We start from the raw sequence: 20,160 nt of genomic DNA on the forward strand, positions 1-20,160 counted from the left end.
GAAAGCCCCAAATAAATTTATTTGGGGCGATTGCAAAACAAAGAGGTGGGTGCGGATCTTTTTTTTCAAGTAAGGAGTCAATAAAATTGACTAAAATAACCTTATTTGGAATTAATGTTATTTGTGCGACCGTTCTTTCATTCACTATGATTGTTGGTGAATAATTAGGTTCTCTTAACATTGGTGATAGGGACACAGTAGTTCAAGCTATTTTGATGTTCAATAAATAGTTTGGTGGGGGGCGGTTTTCTCCCCTCAATTTTTCTTCAAGTTGTTAGATTTGTGGTACAAGCACCCTGTCTTTAAAATAGATTATTCGGCATAAATGATAATGATTGCTATTTCGTCAAATGTTTGACAACATAGGTGATTATTTACTCTGCTGATATCTTTCTATTATGTCTCAACACTCTTCATTCTATTCATACATTGGTTATCAACCTAAGCATCAGCAGGTTGAAGAATATCGCTTTCAAGACCAAATTCTATTGCGCCAAGGTGTATTGGAAACCACGGAAGATCTGCAGATTGAAGAGACTTATCAAGCCGGCTTTAATTTAGTGGCTGTTCATAGTGGAAGTGTGATTAGTGAAAGTGTCAATGGGCAGAAAATAGAGATAGCGACACCGAGTATTTTTATTGCTAATAGTGTTGAACGCTATTCTTTATTGAATCAGTTTAAATCGGGCGATCCCCTAAGATATACATTATTGCAATTATCATCTCAGTGGCTTGAGCAACAACATATTTTATTGCCCCCCATACTGCAACAAAACCAATCACTCATGTTGCATCATCTGACTATGGATAACACTTTTTTAGCGTTAACCATGCAGTTATTTCAAAATCCAGTTCACGACTCTTTAAAACCACTTTATTATTCTGGCAAAGCGTGTGAGTTTGCTTCATTAAGTTTGCAATATTTATGTCATGCGCAAGAGCCTGCGAATCGACCACTAAGTCAGCGTGAAAAAAACAGCTTAAAACAGGCGAAAGAGATTTTAATTGCTGAAATGGAAACACCACCGAAACTTGAAATATTAGCGGCACGCGTGGGATTAAATACACGAAAACTCACTCAAGGTTTTCGTCAATTATTTGGTAATTCTGTTTATGGTTGGCTACAAGAGTATCGCTTACAAACCGCATATAACATGTTGCTAAATGAAGGAGAATCCATCTCAAGTGTTGCCTATTATGTTGGGTATACACCGGCTCATTTTTCTGTCGCATTTCGCAAACGTTTTGGTATATTGCCGGGAGATGTACGCAAAGGGCATTTCACGCCTTAATTGATTTTATTAGGTTTATCGGTATATTTATTATCTTCTTCGCTTGATTTACCATCTATTAAACACTTAATTAATTCTATCTTTCCCACCTTGCTTAATAAATAAGCAAAATGCTTCTAAATCGAAAGTAATAGTCACGCAATCTAAAGTCTTGTTGCTAGAGGGTAAATACCCTTTTCGCTATAGTGCCACAAGATGTTGTGGAGATTATTATGCATAATGAATTATGGGCGTTGTTGCGTCCTTATCGCACTTTATTAATAAGTGCGCTGTTACTACAAACTGTTGCTGGTTTTAGCTCTTTAGTACCTTGGCTGGCACTCTATCAACTTATTATTTCTTTCCCTTCAGCTAATACGTTTTGGTTAACCATTGCGGTTATTGGTGGCGTTGTATGGCTTATTTCACAGACAATTGCCTTTCATTTAACGCATTTAATGGATGCTAAATTAACTTATCAATTACGGTTAGCATTATCAGAAAAAATGCAAAAATTACCGTTGAATTGGTTTATTAGCCAAGGGAAAAATGGTGTTAACCAATATGTTCAGCGCGATATTAAAGCTCTACATCAATTAATTGCTCATGCACCCGCTGATATCGTGCAATTAATGGTTGTTCCTATTATTGCCATTATCGTGTTATCAACCGTAAATCTTTTTTTATTGGTTTTCTCTCTCATTCCTTTAATCATTGCTTACTTTTGTTTTAAACAAACTCAATCTTCACGTTATCAAACTTATTGTGAACAACGTGATAAGGCAATGAAAACGCTCTTTGAAGATTATCAACTTCTTGCTGAAAACCCACTTGTAGCACGTCAATTTCCGCATAAAGGTATTGTTGATAGAACAGAGAAAGCATTATTTAATTTTGTTTATCATTTTCAAAATTGGGTTAAAAGAGTCGGATTATTAGGATCACTTACCCAGTTATTATTGAGTGCAACATTATTAACGGGATGGCTATTACTGGGTGCTACTATTTTTGAACAAGCGTTACCATTGGCCGATTTACTCCTGTTTATTTTATTATTAAGACGTATTGCAGAGCCTGTCATGGCTATGGGGCATGGTGGTGACGCCTTACGTGGAGCGAAAAAATCAGCGCAGCGGATCCAACAATTATTAAATCAACCTGAAATGCAATATGGTGATTTATCGACAAACACGATATCTCATGCTGTTGCGTTAACGGCAGATTCTGTTTGCCTTTCGTATGGTGATAAAGAGATCCTTGATAATATTAATTTTGAAATTAAAAAAGGAGAGTTTATTGCCATTGTAGGGCCTTCCGGCGCAGGTAAAAGCTCTTTATTACAACTTATTGCTCGATTTATGGATGCAACATCAGGTGAGATCATGATTGAGAATAAGCGCTTACAAGCATATTCACGTCATGCATTAAACCAAATTACCACAGTGGTGATGCAAAACAGCCAACCACTACCTTACTCCATTAAAGATAACTTGTTGTTATTTAATCCACATTGTAGCGAAGAGCAATTGCAATCGGCAATTAATGAAACGCATTTTGCTCAAGTCATTGAACTTCTACCTCAAGGTTTATCAACGATCATCAATGATGAAACACCACTTTCTGGTGGTGAAGCTCAACGTTTGGCGATAGCCCGTGCATTCATTGCCAATAGTCCTTTGTTATTGGCTGATGAACCTTCTTCAGCGCTTGATCCTGATAATACGCAACATATTTTTAATGCGCTAAAAAATAAAACCATGACACGGATAGTCGTCACACATTCACTGGTTTTGGCACAACAAGCTAACAGAGTGATATTTATGGTTGATGGAAGGTTAGTCGCAATGGGAAATCATGATGATTTACTACTCAATTGTGAGCGCTATAGTGATTTTGTTCAGAAACAAGGAGAGCAAAATGAAGACTAATCCCTTTGTTTCATTACTCTTATCTTTAAAATTTCCCCTTAGTTTTATGGTTTTTAGTGCCATTTTAGAAGGGTTATGTGGTTTATTATTATTGCCTATTATTATCTATTGGGATCAGGATGCTAGCCTATATTTATGGATATTGGCAGGATTAACATTCGTTACTCTGGTTTTTCAGTATATTGCAACATTAAAAGGTTTTCTGGCAGGTACAACGGTGATGAGGATCTTAGTTCAAGCGTTGATCCGCCATTTACCGCGTAGTTTAACACCACCGCCTCAAGCACAAACGTTATGCTCAGGTGCTGCAATGAGTGCAATGAGCATTCCTGCTCATTTACTGGCTCCTGTTATCAGTGTTGTAGTGACACCATTAACTGTAATTATTGGCCTTTTATTTTATAACGCCACTTTTGCTTTTATTTTTATCGTGGCTGCATTATTACTTGTTGTAGTGATGCGGATCAGTGCCAAAGGGCTGTATAGACAAGAAGTGGCACTGCAAACAGCAGAGGCTGTGGCGGCTAAAACATTGGCTGATTTTGCACAACATCAGGCATTATTGCGAAAAAGTGGACAAAATACGCTGTTCTCGCAGCAGTTACAGCAAGATTTATTGGCACAACATCACCAACAAGTGCAGTTATTACAAAGAAGTTTACCCTATCATCTGATTTTCTCTTTCTGTATTCAGGTTATTTTTATTGCCGTTTTAGTTATTGGTGCAATGAATGTTGATGCTAATACTCTTACTTTAACGCAGTGGTTGGCGGTCGTAGTATTAATTGCTCGTTTTATTGAACCGTTATTTCAGCTTTCTCATATTGATCAGGCATTAAGACAGAGTAAACAATCACTTACTTTAATAAAAAATGCGTTGGATGCTCCCACATTACAAAGTCCAAAACAAAGTGATATTCCTAAAAGCAATGACATTCGTTGTGAAAAACTGGATGTGAATAATAGTTTAGGTACGCCGATCCTTTCTAACATAACAGCGCTATGTCCCGATAAAAAAATGACGGCAATTGTCGGCAGTTCTGGTGCAGGTAAAACAACATTACTACGTGTTTTAGCGCGTCTTATTGATGCAGATAAAGGACAAGTTTTTTATGGAGATAAAAAAGTTAATGATTTATCTGAGAGTGTATTAGCGCGAACAAGACAAATCGTATTTCAGCATAACCAATTAATTAGAGGCTCATTGCGTTGGTCATTATTACAAGATGAGAACTCAACTGTCAGCGATAATGATATTTTACATCTACTTAATGGATTGAATTTATCGGTGACTCAAACTGATTTAGATGAAGATGTGGGCGATCAGGGAGATCGTTATTCTGGTGGACAAAAACAGCGACTATGTTTAGCGCGTTCATTATTAGCCGATCCTAAGATCTTATTTTTAGATGAACCTACGGCAAGCCTTGATACAGTCAGTCGTGAAAAAGTGGCTCTTTATCTTGAAAACCTAACATCCACTCGAGTCGTGATCACCCATGATCCGGATATTGCTAAACGAGCGGATCATGTCATTGTGCTTGATGATGGAAAAGTCATTGAAGAAGGTTCTCCTGATGCATTGTTGTTATCTTCAACATGGTTCTCACGTTTTTGTGGATCATATTGAGTTTTTCGATCTTCATTAGTTGTTGAGTAATATCGATTGGCAATCGAAAGAGATAATTTGGCAATCGAAAATACCCTAATCCCAAAATTGATAGAGTGATAACCATTATCATTTGAATATTTTGGGATAGGTATGGTTTACATTTCTTCTTTAGCTGACTTAGATAAAACACAGAAATTATCACCAGTATTAAATCAACGTACACAAAATAAATTGGCATTAACACAATGCGCTATTTTGTGTTCTACCGCTTTATTTTCACTTTCTGCTATCGCAAATACAGCAACAGAAAATAATAAAGCAGTCGATGTTTTGGTGGTAACGGAAAGCACGGCACAACATCGCGATAGCCTTGCTCCCGGCGTTAGTACATTAAGTAAAATGGCGCTTAAGCCCAGAGAGATCCCACAAACTGTCTCTGTGATAGACAGAGAGCAAATAGAAACTCAAAACCTAAATACCCTTGATGAAGTAATGACTCGTGCTAATGGGGTTACTAGCGCACCTTTTGTTTTATTAACAACGGCTTATTACGCTCGTGGCTTTCAAATTAACTCTTTTGAGCTTGATGGTGTTCCTGCTTTAATGGGAAATATGGCAAGTTCGCCACAAGATATGGCTGTTTATGAACGTGTTGAGATCTTAAAAGGCTCTAACGGATTAATGCATGGAATGGGAAATCCTGCGGCAACCATCAATATGGTACGTAAACACGCACCTTTAGACGATCAACTAAAAGCAACATTTACGGCTGGAAGTTGGAACCGTTATCGCGGTGAAGTCGATGTGGGCGGGCGTTTAAATCAAGAAGGCAGTGTGCGCGGTCGAGTCGTAATGGCGTGGGAAGATAAAGATTTTTTCTATGATATCTCAGATCAAAAGACTCGCTTGATTTATGCCACAGTGGATGCGGACTTAACGGCTAACACACTATTACGTACAGGTATTCAATATCAAACAATAGACTCCATCACCAATATGGCAGGTGTGCCAATGGGAAAAGATGGTAGCGATTTGCACCTTTCTCGTAAAACCTATTTAGATGCTGACTGGGATAAATTCAAATGGGATACCACTCGTTTATTTACCGGAATTGAACATCAAATTAATGATGATTGGCTGTTTAAAATCAACGGCGATTATCAATATGCTAAAGCACGTTTATTGTATGCAGGGGCATGGGGAAATATTGATCCTGAAACTGGTGATGGAGCCATGCTAATGGGAGGGGCATACAAGTTCCATAACTATCAAACCAGTCTTGATACCAATGTCACAGGAAAAATTAATGGTTGGGGCTTACAACATGACGTGATAGTGGGAATGAGTTACTCAAAGGCCAGTGAAGAACAGCACACTGGTCAATTTAAAGATCCTCTCAATGTACCTGTGAATATTTATCGCTGGGATCCTCACAGTGTACCGAAACCACAAATAACGGGCTATTCCTCTCAAGGTGCGACAAAAACGGAACAAACTGGCATCTATGGAATGGGGCGGATCAAACTTATTGAGCCAGTAACATTGATTGCAGGGGCGAGAGCGAGCTGGTGGGAAGTGACAAAACCCCAAGCTAAGTTTACTGAAAATGGAAAAATCACCCCTTATGGTGGTTTGATTTGGGACTTTGCACCTCAATGGTCATGGTACAGCAGTTATTCTACGGTTTATCAACCACAAACAGGGAAAACTTGGAGTGGTGAAATGTTGAAACCAGTGGAAGGACAAACCGTTGAAACCGGGATCAAAGGCGCTTTGATGAATGGTGGACTTAACGTCTCCGCCGCTGTTTTCCGTATTGATATGAAAAATAATCCACAAGAAGATCCGGCCCATCCTGGAGGGGGATTTAATACCTATCTTATTAGTGGCGGCAAAGTTGTTAGTCAAGGTTTTGATATTGAAGGAATGGGGTACTTATCGCCATTTTGGGATCTCTCTGTCGGTTATACCTATACCGATACGGAATATAAAGAAGACACACTGAATAAAGGTAATAGCTTTAACTCATTAGTTCCTCGCCACATGGTAAGAGTGTGGACAAATTATCAGTTACCTTGGGATGCGCGTAAGTGGAGTGTGGGCGGTGGTATTCAAGCGCAAAGTGAATATAGCAAAACAAACGGTGAAGTTACGTTACGTCAAGGTGGCTATGCGGTATTTAATTCGCGTTTAGGTTACCAAATTAATGAACATTGGTCTGCGGCATTAAATATTAATAACGTCTTTGATAAACGTTATTACTCAAGCCTTTTCTCACCTCAATGGAATAACCGTTATGGCGAACCTCGTAACGTTATGTTGAATATCAAGGCTGATTTCTAATGCAAAAGGCATTGCTGATCAGTTGTGCAGTTTTAGGCAGCGTAATAGGAAGTATTACGCTGTCACTACTGATAGCAACATTTTATCCCAGCACTGATCCTCTTAATTGCCTGTATGCAGCCGTCTTTTTACCTGTTATCTGTTTATGTGGATTGCTCTGTTTTAGCTTATTCTCACTGAATGGAAAACAGGTATTTTGGCGAGCATGGAGCTGGTGGCCATTACCTTTAATATTGTTGGAATTTATTCTATGAAAGCAATATTAAAGCGCCAATTTTTACAACTTCATCGCCAAGTAGGTTCTTTATTTGGCATTCTATTATTTATTATTCTATTGACGGGAACATGGTCACTAGCGCATGAAAATTTAAATATATGGGTTCAATTTAAGCCTTTAAATAAAGAATTATTACCATTAGATCAGTTATTAGCCAAAGGTGAATACTTCTTAGGTGAAAATGGCTTTAATAGTGTGAAATTACCCTCTATAGATTATCCAATTATCACTTTTTGCCAAGGAATGGGCGATTGTTCACTGCAATTAAATGCACAAACGGGTGAAGGAATTACAGTAAGAGACGTTATCTCTCCTATTGTTAATTTACATAAAAATCTATTTATGGGGTTTTCTGGACGATTATTTATTAGCTTATTTGGTTTTGTTTTTGCGCTATTACTAATAACTGGCATTGTTATTCATCACCGTAAAGCCTATCAATTATTTCGACTCCGTTTTAATCAAGGGCGTAGGCTGTTTTTCTTTGATTTACATAATGTCATTGGATTATGGAGTTATCCGTGGCTCGTAATGTTTGCATTAACGGGGGCATTATCAGGATTAGGGGCATTCGGTACATTAATGCTCGCAAAATATGTGGAGCCAGAAGCACCAGCACAAGTCATGATGAAATTAATGGGACAATCAACACCCGTTTCATCTGAGTTTATTGCATCTTCTCCTAGCTCATTGTTAATTCAACTTTCACAAGAAAAAGCAGACTTTATTCCTGAAACTATTAATTGGAAAAATAGAGGTAATGCTGAACAGCAAATTACGGTGAGTGGTATTAATTTATATTTACCCAGCACCGCTAATTTTGAGCAGTTATTTTTTTCTGGCTTAGATAATCATTGGATTGCGGAAAAGAGTGCTGTGTCTCAGCAATTTTGGACGCGTGCTTTTATTGCCATTCAACCTTTGCATTATGGCCAATATTTATGGACAGGTTCAGCAAACTTTAGTTTATCGGTACTTCATTGCCTAATGGGAATGATGGCCTGTGTATTAACCTTTAGTGGATTAATAATTTGGGTATTAAAAAAGCCCATTAATATCAGTTCCCGTTTAGTGTTAGGAAGTTGTTCTGGTTTAATTTTTGCCAGTATATGTTTACTTCCTATCGCTATTTTCTCCGCGTTATCACCGATACTGCCTTTTTTTAGTGTTTGGTTGATAACGCTTCTTTTTTATTTGTTTTATCCGCAAGTGATCAAACTTACTTTTCTTATTTTAACCATAAGTAGTGTGGTTTTATTTATCAGTGTCTTTAGTCACTTATTTATAACTCATGCTGCTTTGTGGTGGGTAAGTTGTGCCTTGTTGATCAGTGCCGTTTTCTATTTTTTGATGGGTCTTTTTCTACTTAAAAGACAGTAATTGGAGTCTGTTATGCAAGAATTATTAAAACATCGGCAATTAGTGGTAACGCTAGGTTTACTTTATTTAGCACAAGGTATTCCGATGGGAATTGCGATGGATGCATTGCCTACATTATTACGCCAAGAAGGTTCAGCTTTAAGTGCAATCGCATTTATTCCATTAGTCGGATTGCCATGGGTATTAAAATTTTTATGGGCGCCAGTGGTTGATAATTATTGGTTTAAATCTTTAGGTCGTCGCCGTAGCTGGATTATTCCCATGCAAGTCATAGTGACGTTCTGTTTATTATTATTAGCAATCATTGGTATTTCTATCGAAACGGCAAAATGGGGCGTCACTTTATTAGCTATCGCTTCATTAGCCAGTGCTACACAGGATATTGCAACAGATGGTATGGCCGCTGAGCATGCGAGTGGCACGTTATTATCGAAAATAAATGCTGTTCAAATTGCAGGTGTGATGGGGGGCTTTTTCTTAGGAGGAGCAGGTATGATGATCCTCACTGATAAATTAGGTCAACATACCGCATTACTGTTATTTGCCTCAGTGCCCGCTATCAGTTTATTTTTTATTACGTTATTTCGTCAAAAAGCAAAATATGATGAGGGTGAAAATGGTGATTCACCTAATGCAAGCCTATTAAAAACGGTACGTAGAAAAGGTGCGGTAAGACTATTAACACTGACATTGCTTTCAGCAGTAACCGCAGTTTCGGGCTTTGGTTTAGCAAAACTCTTTTTAAGTGACAGTGGTTGGTCTTTAGCAGAGATCGGGAAAATGGGCATGATGGGTGGCATGGTAACCCTTTTCTTTGGCTGTGGAGGTGGTGCTTGGTTGATTAATAAAATTGGTGTGTGGCGTGCTTTTTCTGCAGGATTGCTGTGTGCTTTAGGTTCCTCATTATTATGGCTTTCACAATCAACAGGCTCTATCAGTCTTTCAATAGTTGCTGTATGTATTGTATTAGGCTCTTTATCATCAGGGATCACTTCTGTAGCTATTATGACCGCAGGTATGCATTTTGCGTCAACGGATAATCAAGCTGGTACAGATATGACGGCTGTACAAAGTATGCGCGATATAGGGGAAATGGCGTGTGCCATGATGTTAGTGAGTTTAACGAGCGTTATTGGATACAGTGGTGGCTTTGGGGTAGCCGCTGTCATTGCATTAGGTGCATTGTTAGTGACTATTGCTAATGTCCGTTATCAGGAAAAATGTAAGGTATTTTAAGTGATAGCCCAAAGATACAAGGGTATTTTTGGGCTATAGGTTTTATTAAAACTAAATAGAGCTTAATCTACTTCGGGTTGGATAACTGAATTATTACTAATATGTAATGCTTTTTGAATTTTAAAATTCTTACCATTAACGCTAAGAGATAAATTTACCCTACCTGAAGTGGTACTTGTTACTTCAATAACATAATGGCCTGGAGCAACTTGTTTTGTTTCACTAAATTTAACGATCGCTTTATCAGAAACGGCTATGACTTTTTGGTTAGGCAATGGATTTCCCCATTGATCTTTAAGTTCTAATGATAAAAAAGCTTTATCTATACCATCTGAATCGATATCTGTTGGAGATAAAGTAATTTGAGAGAGTGCTTCACTGGCTACTTTTGATTCAAATGTAATAGGTTGAGCTGACAAAGAATCATTATCTATAGTTGCAGTGACAATAACATCAAGAGGTTCTGTGCTTGAGATAGAGGTAACTGCAATACCTTTATCATTAGTTATTGATATTTCATTATCAATATTGACGATGTTTTTGTCTTGATTGGTAAACCAATTTACCTCTACATTTGGAAGTGGATTATGGTTTTGATCTTCAACAACAGCGGTAAAAAGAACACGAGTTTGTCCATCTGCAATGTAAAGTGATTGAGCTGGAATAATTGAAGTAATATTCCCATCTATCTTGGTCTTTGCAAAGAATGTTGATCCTTCCGTGACGTTATGTGTGGAAGTCACCTCTGCTTTTACAACGACTTTACCCGCAACATTGCTGATCATTGTTGTACTGGCTTTACCATCTTTATCTGTAGTCAGAATTGCGTTTTTAAAGGTGGCCTGATCTAAAGTCCTTAAAATAACTTCTACGTTAGGAATAGGGAGTAGGCTCTTGTCAACCACAGTCAAATTGATGGTTTTTTCTGTGACATTATCTGCCGGTGAAATTTCAGGGGTAATGGTTAAATAGGAACGTGGAATATGGGCGCTATCTTTATCAATAACAGGTGTGAAATTAACAGAAATAGGATATTCCATCTCTTTTACTTTTACCTTAATGGTAGTATTTCCTGGATGTGTATTGGTAATAGGGACAATGATTTCACCCGTTAATGAAGTATAACCCGTAGGTTGAATGAAAGCGCCATTGTCAGCCGTAAAATTAACAATAAAATTATTAATAGGATGATTTTCTTTATCAGTTACAATCAGTTTTAATTGGTTTTTATCTTTACCATCAGCTAATGCATTATTTTTTATTACTGACAAATTATCCTTTAAAATAGTGGCATTATCAGTAGTAGCAATAAATTGAATATCAATAGGATTAAATTTATTATTTTGGTAACTAGGAGTAATATTCACAATTTCAGGGGATATTCCTGCGGTTATTATTGCTTTATATTTTCCTTTTTCTAGTCGAGAAAATGAGGTTAATTGACTTGAGCTTACTTTATTATTTGATTTTTTTTCTAATAATATTTTTTCAGGTTCAACATCAAAAGGTAAATTATCATTATCTCGTATTGTTAAAATTAGCGCTTGAGTAGAGTGACCATTCGCTATCAATATTTGTCTATCAGATCCAAATTGACTATTGTTTATGTTAATTCCACTTTGATTAACAATAATTTCTCCTTGGACAGACTCAGAGCGATTGCCTTTTTCATCAATCGCAATAGCATTAATAACATATGTGTTTTGTTTTGGTGTACCTGATATATATGTTGGCAATGTGAGCGAATAATTTAAACCTTGTTTATGATTTATTTTACCGCCATTTGATAAAAATGTACTTGCAGACCATTCTATATTTTTAATGGGATAAGTTGAGTTAATTTTAATATCAAGTGCTTTTTCTTCTTTTGAAGAGCCAGTGATATTGGGCGAAAAGGAAAATGAAATAGTTGCTTTTTTCTTATATTCTAAAACAATATCGTTATTTCTATCGACAAAATCATAACGATTTCCTGACAATAAACGCATAGCACGTACGTTATCAGGATCAAATTGTGAAGCGAGTGATTCACCTAAACGGTATTGAAAATTAACACCGAATGTATTATCACTATTATCATGTAAACCCATTCGACGATCTGCACTTAACGTTATTAAAGGAATTGGGGTATAGGTTAATCCTGCAGTATAGGCATGGGGGTTTTCTTGTCGACTATCTGTATTAAATAGCCCAACCTCTTTACCATAATATTGTTCAAAAATAAGTTTTGCACCGAGTTGAGGATAAGCTGGAAGATATCCTTCAGCTCTTAAATCCCAGCCATTTGCAGGGCGCTCATCATAATTTTCTAAACTCTTTGAAGTACGCCAATTTGATATCCGATAATAATGATTTGCACTGAATTTCAAATAATCACGCCATAGTTCAGCACCAATACCAATGCGGCGATGATGACGAGTTAAATCATGATCATAAAAAGCATTAATACCGAGCATAAATCTATCCGTAAAGTAACGATATCCTAAGCCTTGATTTATCTGGCTACGTGAATCTTTACGGTGATAACTGGTTTGAGAAAAAATAATATTCTGATTGTATTCGTATAAAGGGATTAAAAAATCAGCAGCACTATTTTCTAATGTGAATTTATTATCCGTTGCAAGAGAGATACGTGCATTTCCGAATTGATTTAACCATTGCTCTATTTTAGTGCTGGCTTTATTGGTAACTTGATTGACAGCATATTGTGTTGCATTGGTTTCTTTATTTAATAAATCTTTGTTATTTACAATAAGTTGCGCTAATTTTGAATGTTTTTCTGTTATAGGGAGAAAGTGCCCATTATTAGAACTGTTAATTTGATTTTTGGTTTGATTATCTTGTGCAAAAGCAGAATAAGGAAGTGTAGCTGATACAGGGAAAGCTATTTGAATAAAAATATTTATCCAAGTTACTTTTTTTGTAATAGAAGATATGGGGAGGGTGAAATCCCGTTTTTGTGTTTTCATTTTTAAAACTCATCGCAATAAATAAATAGTGATGAGATTTTCTGATTTATATAAACTTTCGATATCAAAAAGGAAACATAAATATATAAAAATAAGGTAATTGAAAAAATGACAGGTTGTTTTATAAAAAAAGAGGGGGATTTTAAGGGTTTTAATTGATAAATAAAAAGCCAATATGTTCATTTATATTGGCTTTAGGATAAATATGAAGAAATTAGATATCAACAAAAATATCAGGATCAGGCCCTAAACGTTTTTTCTTGTCGAGTGTTATTATCTCCACAACTTCCTCTTTTTCTAATTTAAAATCAAAAATGTGAAAGTTTTCTTCGATACGAGAAGGAGTGACAGATTTTGGAATAACCACCAGTCCACTATCTAAATGCCAACGTAATACAATTTGAGCGGGTGTTTTATGGTATTTTTCAGCCAGTTTTTGAATAATTGGTTGATCAAATACGCCTTCTCCACCTTGGGCTAATGGGCTCCAAGATTCAGTCACAATATTGTGAGTCGTGTTCCATGCTCTTAATGGTGCTTGTTGCATTAATGGATGAATTTCAATCTGATTAATAACAGGGGTAACACCGGTTTCAGTAATGATACGTTCAAGATGCTCTTCTTTGAAATTACAGACACCAATGCTTTTTACTAACCCTTCTTTTTGCAGAATAATCATTTGCTTCCACGCTTCAACATAAAGTTCGCGTGAAGGTACAGGCCAATGCATTAAATAGAGATCAATATAATCAAGTTGCAAACGCTGGAGGCTTTCTAATACGGCACCACGGGCATGGGTCTGATCGTTATTCCATAATTTTGTAGTGATAAAGAGTTCATCACGAGGAACCGTGGTCTGTTTTAGCGCTTTACCGACACCTTCTTCATTGTGGTAAATCGCTGCGGTATCGAAAAGGCGATAGCCTGTATCAAGAGCGTGATGAATTGCGTTAACAACTTGATGATTATCTGCTTGCCAAACACCAAGCCCAAGTTGTGGGATAGCATTTCCATCAGATAACTTGATCAGTTTAGGTTTATCCATTTCTGTCTCCAAAGTCGCATTAAAGAACTTAGAGTGCCGCTGTATAAATACGTTGGCTGATTTCTAATGTGATATCTTGATGCTCGCCTAGTGCGGTTTGTCCATGTTCTTCCAATTTACGCACTAAAGCAGGTATATCTTCTTCAGTAATTTTGAAATCAGCCAGTCGAGTTCTAAGTCCCATTAATTCAAAGAATTTTCGAGTTTCATTAATCGCAGTTTCAATTTTAAAAGCGTCAGAACCTTGGTTTATACCCCAGACTTTTTGTGCATATTGGATTAACTTCTCGTATTTAGCCTGTCGTTTTTCATTTAATAAGGCAGGTAAAACGATGGCGAGAGTTTGTGCATGATCAAGCCCGTGTAAAGCCGTGAGTTCGTGACCTAATGCATGTGTAGCCCAATCTTGAGGAACACCAACACCAAGGATGCCATTAAGGGCTTGTGATGCTGTCCACATTATATTAGCACGGATATCATAGTCTGTAGGTGATGTCAGCGCTTTTGGCCCTTGATCAATCAAAATACGTAAAAGGCCTTCTGCATATTCATCTTGTACACGAGCATTCACAGGATAAGTGAGATATTGCTCTAATATATGAATAAAAGCATCTACAACCCCATTAGCCGTTTGTCTTGGGGGTAAAGAATAGGTAGTTGTTGGATCTAAAATGGCGCAATGAGGATAGACATGAGGGCTGGCAAAACTTTGTTTATCCTTTGTCTGTTTTTTACTGATAACTGAAAAACTATTTGTTTCTGTGCCAGTTGCTGGAAGCGTTAATACGCAACTTAAAGGTAGTGCTTTTTCAATGACTTTACCGCGACTAGTGACAATTTCCCATGGCTCACCTTGATAGGGTACAGCAGCTGCAATAAATTTTGTCCCATCAATAACCGACCCGCCCCCTACGGCTAATAAATGCGTGATACCGTGATATCTTGCATAAGAGACAGCTTTCATCAATGTTTCATAAGAAGGATTGGGTTCAATACCACCAAATTCATGAATTTGATGGCCGGGAAGTGCAGTATAAATTTCGTCTAATACGCCATTGCGTTTAATACTACCGCCGCCATAAGTTAATAAGATACGTTCATTTTTGCCTATTTCAGAACGTAATTTTTCTATTTGGCCTTGACCAAAATGAAGACGAGTCGGTGAGTAATAAGTAAAGTTTTGCATTTTGTTTCCACCATAATTTAATGTTCTGCAGTATGACAATTAATCAGGAAAGTTTTTTTCACTGTATCTAGACGAAATTGCATGACATAACTATAACTGTAAGGTTGTAAAAATGAGCGTTGAATTAAATTTCTTAATAACAACAACAGTTCATATTGTAGTTAATTTATAAGGAGTAATATGAAAAGTCATTATTTAACATTAAACCAAGAACATTGGGATAAACAAGCTGCGATGGAAAATCAGTGGTCTAAGCCTGTAAGCGATGAAGAAATTATTGCTGCAAAGCAAGGCGACTGGAAAGTCCATTTAACGCCTAACCCAGTTAAGAGTGAGTGGCTAACAGATATTAAAGGTAAAAAAATACTCTGTTTAGCGTCTGCAGGTGGGCAACAAGCGCCTATTTTAGCGGCTGCTGGTGGCATTGTGACAGTATTTGATTTATCAGAAGGGCAATTAAGTAAAGATAGCCAATTGGCGCAAAAGCATCAGTTAGATTTGGTCGCAGTTCAAGGTGATATGGCAGATCTAACCGCATTTGCTGATGAAAGTTTTGATATTATTTTTCATCCTATTTCCAATTTATATGTACCAGATGTAAATCTTGTTTGGCAAGAATGCTACCGTGTTTTGAAGAAAGGCGGTGTATTGATGGCGAGTTTTTATAACCCAGTTGTATTTGTTGATGATAGAGATCCGCAATTACGCTCTCAGGGATTAATGAGACCCACTTACCGCTTACCGTATAGTGATCAAGGTTCATTACCTTCAGATATTCTGCAAGAAAAAGTGGCAAAAGGTGATGGGCTTGTATTTGGTCATTCTTTAACTGATCTTATTGGTGGACAATTAGCGGCAGGTTTTCTATTACAAGATTTTGTTGAAGATTTTGCTCCTCATGCTCGTTTTCTCGTTGATAGCTATATTCCTACATTCCTTGCTTCAAAAGCGATTAAGCTTTAAAGATAAATAGAGTAAAAAGACCATGATTGTAATTAATGTAAATGGATTTTTAGTTAGATATTAATAGGTTAGGAGATAAAACAATGAACAACTGAACTTTTGAAGTCTTAGATGATTAAAAACGCCATTATGATGTTTAAAATAATGGCGTTTTTTTTGAATTATTTATTACTGGTGCTATTTTTACGATGGCGAATATACATTACGATAGAGCCAATTAAACCTGCACTTAAGAGCAATACAGGCAATGTCATCAAAATATTCATCACTAGTGTTTCATGCTTTTGAATAAAGGGAATTAAATTCAATACATAACCTAGCGACACAATAATACCTACCCACAAAAAGCCACTTAACCAGTTAAATATTTGAAAGCGACGTTGTTGTAATTCAGATAAGCCTGCTAACGTTGGTAATAATGTTCGTACAAAACCGATAAAGCGACCAATTAATAGTGCATACAAACCTTGGCGATGGAAAAGATCATTTGCCTTATGGTGATATTGCTCAGGTAATTGAGCCATCCAACGTTTAACGATTTTTGTGTCACTTAACCAGCGGCCTTGTAAAAATCCAAGCCAACTCCCAATACTGGCGGCAGTACCTAAGATAATGATTGTCGGAAAGAAGTGTAAAACGTCTTTTGCAATTAAGGCACCACAAAGAATAAGCAGTGTATCTCCTGGTAAAAATGCTGCGGGTAATACCCCATTTTCCAGCATAATAATAACAAAAAGAACAATATAGATAACCCATAACACATTAGGATTAGCCAACACCATATAATCGTGTTGCATTAATGCGTGAATTATCTCTTTTAATGTACCCATTAGCGAACTCGCATTAAAAAGAACTTTATGTTCGTTATTCTAACGCAAAATAAAGACAACAGTTTGATTTAATCCCTGTGGAACCACAGGGATAGATTTTTTTTTATAAAAATTTAATGATTAATTAAGAAATACGTAAAAATGCGTGTTCAAGATCTTCAATTAAATCATCTACATTTTCTAATCCAATATGAACACGGAATAATGTGCCAGTAAATGTAGGTTGTGTTTCATATTGGCGCATCGCTTTAATGTCATTAGGTTGATAGCCTAAAATTAAAGATTCAAATCCTCCCCATGAGAAAGCCATTTTAAATAATGAAAAATTATCTAAAAAAATCGCAAATTCTTCAGGTGAGAGAGCTTTCTTCAAACTAAAAGAGAATAATCCGTTACTACCTGTGAAATCACGCTGGAAATATTCATGTCCTGGACAAGAGGCTAGCGCAGGGTGATAAACGTTATCAACTAATGGATGTTGTTTTAGCCAACGAGCAACTTCCAATGCGCTTTGCTCATGTTGCTTCATTCTCACTGGTAATGTTCTTAATCCTCTTGCTGCCATATAAGCAGTATCAGGATCAACACATTGACCTAATAGATAGGCATTTTCTCGTAATTGTTCCCAACAACGTTCATTCGCTACAGCAAAGCCTAACATGCCATCAGAGTGGCCATTAATATATTTTGTGGCAGATTGGATTGAAATATCGACACCAAAAGTAAGTGGTTTAAGCAGCAATCCTGCCGCCCAAGTGTTATCAATCATAATAATGATTTCAGGATTATATTGGCGAACGGAGCTGACTATTCCTTGTAGATCTTGAATTTCCATCGTAATTGAACCGGGGGATTCAAGAAAAACAATTTTTGTTTCAGGTCGCAGTAGTTGACTGATGTTTTTACCTATTAATGGATCAAAATAGGTTGTTGTGACTGAAAACTTACGTAAGAGGTGATCACAAAAGTTTTGCGTTGGATCGTAAGCTGATCCAGTCACAAGAATATGAGAGTCTTGCTCAACAAACGCGAGTATAGACTGCGTAATAGCTGCTGCACCTGAAGGAAAAAGTGCACAACCTGCACCTTGTTCTAATTCAGTTAGGGCTTCTTGTAAGGCAAAATGAGTGGTAGTACCTCGACGCCCATAAAAAAGTGTACCCTCAGCACGTTTTTTAGTTGCTTCACGTTTTTGTGCAACTGAATCAAAAATAACAGATGAAGTACGTTGTATAATTGGATTTACTGCGCCGAGGGAATATTTTTTAGCTCGTCCAGAAAGGAGGAGTGAGGTTTCTTGTTTTTTTAGCGTCATCCTTAATACCTTCTTTTAATTGATGGTGTGTTTACTTCACGTTAATTCATTTTTTGGATAAGTACAAAAGGCGATCGATGTAGTTGATAAAATTTCACGTTACGTGAAATAACGATAATTTGTCTTAAAAATCGACAAATGAAAAAAAAATAGCCAAATAGTAATGATAATTACTATCAAAATGCTTCATGTTTGATATCATTTGAGCGTTTTCTCTTTCCTGATGGCAAACAGGATGATTGTAAGCGAACGATTTTGGGTAAGTAGTGACGGAAAACGTCATTGCTGAATAAATAAATAGATAAAAAAGAGAGTAAAAGGCCAACTGATGCGTAATTTGACAGCTTCTATTCTATTGGCAATCGGTCTGACAGGCTCTGCTTTTGCGGATACGACTCCTGCCACACCAACTGAACAGCCAACTACTGCTGCCGTTTCTTCAACAGCTTCTACACAGGGAACTGCTACAACCGCAACACCAACAACAGGCTCATCTGCGAATACCAGCAATGAGGCTAAAGTACCAGGTTCTGAACCTGCTAAGCCTGAGGGTGAAAATACTTTACCTGCAACGGTTGAAAACGCAGAAAACACGGAAAATACCCCGTCTGCGACAGAAAATACATCACCAGCAGTAGAGCCAGAAATGGTTGCTGGTGGTGGATTTGCAGAAGATTTATCTGTAATGGGCATGTATCGTAATGCCGACTTAGTCGTTAAAAGTGTCATGATTGGCTTACTGTTAGCTTCTATTGTGACGTGGGCGTTATTTTTCGCCAAAGGAAGCTATTTACTCTCATTACGTCGTCGATTAAGAAATGAAACAGCGCAATTAGTTGATGCTAAATCACTTAATGATGCTTTAACCATTAGCAAAAAATTTGGTAATAAGAGCGCGACTGCTGATTTCTTTAATGATGCTGAATTAGAGCGTACTTACTCTCAAGAAAGTAAAGTGGCATCAGGCATTAAAGAACGTGTTGAAATGCGTATGGAACGTCGAGTTGCTGCCATTGTTCGTGAATTAGGCCGTGGTAATGGCTACTTAGCCACTATCGGTGCAATTTCTCCATTTATCGGTCTTTTTGGTACGGTTTGGGGAATTATGAACAGCTTTATTGGTATTGCACATTCTCAAACGACTAACTTAGCGGTTGTTGCTCCGGGGATTGCAGAAGCCTTATTAGCGACTGCGATTGGTCTGATTGCCGCTATCCCAGCAGTTATCATTTATAATATTTTTGCTCGTATGATCGCAGGTTATCGTGGTGAAATTGGTGATATTGCAACAGGTGTGGTGACATTAGTTAGCCGTGACTTAGATATCGAAAACAGCAAAGCAAGGTAATGAATTATGGCAATGCGTCTTGGTGATGATTCAGGTGATGATAATGAATTACATGATATCAATGTGACGCCTTTTATTGATGTCATGTTGGTTCTGCTCATTATCTTTATGGTAGCCGCGCCTTTAGCTACCGTTGATATAAAAGTAAATTTACCCGCTTCAAGTGCAAAACCACAGCCACGCCCTGAAAAGCCTGTTTATTTGACCATTAAGTCTGATAAGCAAATTTTCATTGGTGAAGAAATGGTCACGCATGAAACGATGGCTAATGTGTTAGATACGATGACACAAGCAAATAAAGAGACCACCATCTTTTTCCAAGCAGATAAAAGCGTTGATTATGAAACGTTAATGGCTGCAATGGATTCGTTAAGAAAGGCAGGGTATCTCAAAGTTGGATTAGTAGGGATGGAAACAGTCTCTACAGGCGGTTAAAGTTTAGAAATACGCTATTCAA

General features: G+C 37.2%; 15 protein-coding genes. 10 read left to right on the forward strand and 5 right to left on the reverse strand.

Annotation, left to right across the window (positions count from 1 at the left end):
- The first annotated feature begins 398 nt into the window (after positions 1 to 398).
- The 7 genes from LW139_RS03280 (at position 399) to LW139_RS03310 (ending at position 10,047) form a co-directional block, all read left to right on the forward strand.
- Positions 399 to 1,292, forward strand: a complete 894-nt coding sequence (locus LW139_RS03280) for an AraC family transcriptional regulator (protein WP_109393200.1) — start codon at positions 399 to 401, stop codon at positions 1,290 to 1,292.
- 212 nt (positions 1,293 to 1,504) lie between these two features.
- Positions 1,505 to 3,199 carry an ABC transporter ATP-binding protein gene (locus tag LW139_RS03285; RefSeq protein WP_247850619.1) on the forward strand — a complete coding sequence of 565 codons (1,695 nt, stop codon included), beginning with the start codon at positions 1,505 to 1,507 and terminating at the stop codon, positions 3,197 to 3,199.
- The gene (locus LW139_RS03290; protein WP_247850620.1) at positions 3,189 to 4,829 is read left to right on the forward strand and encodes an ATP-binding cassette domain-containing protein; all 1,641 of its coding nucleotides are present in this window, start codon (positions 3,189 to 3,191) and stop codon (positions 4,827 to 4,829) included. Before LW139_RS03285 ends, LW139_RS03290 begins: the two co-directional genes overlap by 11 nt.
- A gap of 132 nt (positions 4,830 to 4,961) precedes the next feature.
- On the forward strand, positions 4,962 to 7,154 hold the full coding sequence (locus LW139_RS03295) for a TonB-dependent siderophore receptor (RefSeq protein ID WP_227336423.1): 2,193 nt from the start codon (positions 4,962 to 4,964) through the stop codon (positions 7,152 to 7,154).
- Entirely contained in the window at positions 7,154 to 7,408 is a 255-nt protein-coding gene (locus LW139_RS03300) for a hypothetical protein (RefSeq protein ID WP_109408048.1), read from the forward strand. Before LW139_RS03295 ends, LW139_RS03300 begins: the two co-directional genes overlap by 1 nt.
- Entirely contained in the window at positions 7,405 to 8,811 is a 1,407-nt protein-coding gene (locus tag LW139_RS03305; RefSeq protein WP_247850621.1) for a PepSY-associated TM helix domain-containing protein, read from the forward strand. Before LW139_RS03300 ends, LW139_RS03305 begins: the two co-directional genes overlap by 4 nt.
- Before the next feature lie 12 nt (positions 8,812 to 8,823).
- Complete coding sequence (locus LW139_RS03310) at positions 8,824 to 10,047, forward strand: RhtX/FptX family siderophore transporter (RefSeq protein ID WP_247850622.1); 1,224 nt, start codon at positions 8,824 to 8,826, stop codon at positions 10,045 to 10,047.
- A gap of 62 nt (positions 10,048 to 10,109) precedes the next feature.
- Here LW139_RS03310 and LW139_RS03315 read toward each other — a convergent pair whose 3' ends face one another.
- The 3 genes from LW139_RS03315 to LW139_RS03325 all read right to left on the reverse strand — a co-directional run bounded on the left by LW139_RS03315 (position 10,110) and on the right by LW139_RS03325 (position 15,247).
- Positions 10,110 to 13,016, reverse strand: a complete 2,907-nt coding sequence (locus LW139_RS03315) for an inverse autotransporter beta domain-containing protein (protein ID WP_247850623.1) — start codon at positions 13,014 to 13,016, stop codon at positions 10,110 to 10,112.
- A gap of 214 nt (positions 13,017 to 13,230) precedes the next feature.
- Entirely contained in the window at positions 13,231 to 14,061 is an 831-nt protein-coding gene (gene dkgA / locus LW139_RS03320) for a 2,5-didehydrogluconate reductase DkgA (protein WP_247850624.1), read from the reverse strand.
- Between the two features lie 28 nt (positions 14,062 to 14,089).
- Positions 14,090 to 15,247 carry an iron-containing alcohol dehydrogenase gene (locus LW139_RS03325; RefSeq protein WP_247850625.1) on the reverse strand — a complete coding sequence of 386 codons (1,158 nt, stop codon included), beginning with the start codon at positions 15,245 to 15,247 and terminating at the stop codon, positions 14,090 to 14,092.
- A gap of 180 nt (positions 15,248 to 15,427) precedes the next feature.
- Here LW139_RS03325 and LW139_RS03330 point away from each other — a divergent pair, with 180 nt between their 5' ends.
- On the forward strand, positions 15,428 to 16,210 hold the full coding sequence (locus LW139_RS03330; protein ID WP_166539454.1) for a class I SAM-dependent methyltransferase: 783 nt from the start codon (positions 15,428 to 15,430) through the stop codon (positions 16,208 to 16,210).
- Between the two features lie 161 nt (positions 16,211 to 16,371).
- On the opposite strand, the gene LW139_RS03335 is transcribed toward LW139_RS03330, so the two are convergent.
- Together LW139_RS03335 and metC are read right to left on the reverse strand one after the other, a co-directional pair.
- The gene (locus LW139_RS03335; RefSeq protein WP_109408041.1) at positions 16,372 to 17,040 is read right to left on the reverse strand and encodes a DedA family protein; all 669 of its coding nucleotides are present in this window, start codon (positions 17,038 to 17,040) and stop codon (positions 16,372 to 16,374) included.
- A gap of 124 nt (positions 17,041 to 17,164) precedes the next feature.
- Positions 17,165 to 18,355, reverse strand: a complete 1,191-nt coding sequence (gene metC, locus LW139_RS03340) for a cystathionine beta-lyase (protein ID WP_166539455.1) — start codon at positions 18,353 to 18,355, stop codon at positions 17,165 to 17,167.
- A gap of 328 nt (positions 18,356 to 18,683) precedes the next feature.
- Between metC and exbB the strand changes: the two genes are divergently transcribed.
- A complete protein-coding gene (gene exbB, locus LW139_RS03345) occupies positions 18,684 to 19,703 on the forward strand; it encodes a tonB-system energizer ExbB (protein ID WP_166539456.1) in 1,020 nt (339 codons plus the stop codon).
- A 6-nt stretch (positions 19,704 to 19,709) separates the two neighbouring features.
- A complete protein-coding gene (gene exbD, locus LW139_RS03350) occupies positions 19,710 to 20,138 on the forward strand; it encodes a TonB system transport protein ExbD (RefSeq protein WP_072069444.1) in 429 nt (142 codons plus the stop codon).
- The last annotated feature ends 22 nt before the right edge of the window (positions 20,139 to 20,160 follow it).

This window comes from Proteus vulgaris, from assembly GCF_023100685.1.
Taxonomy (GTDB): Bacteria; Pseudomonadota; Gammaproteobacteria; order Enterobacterales; family Enterobacteriaceae; genus Proteus.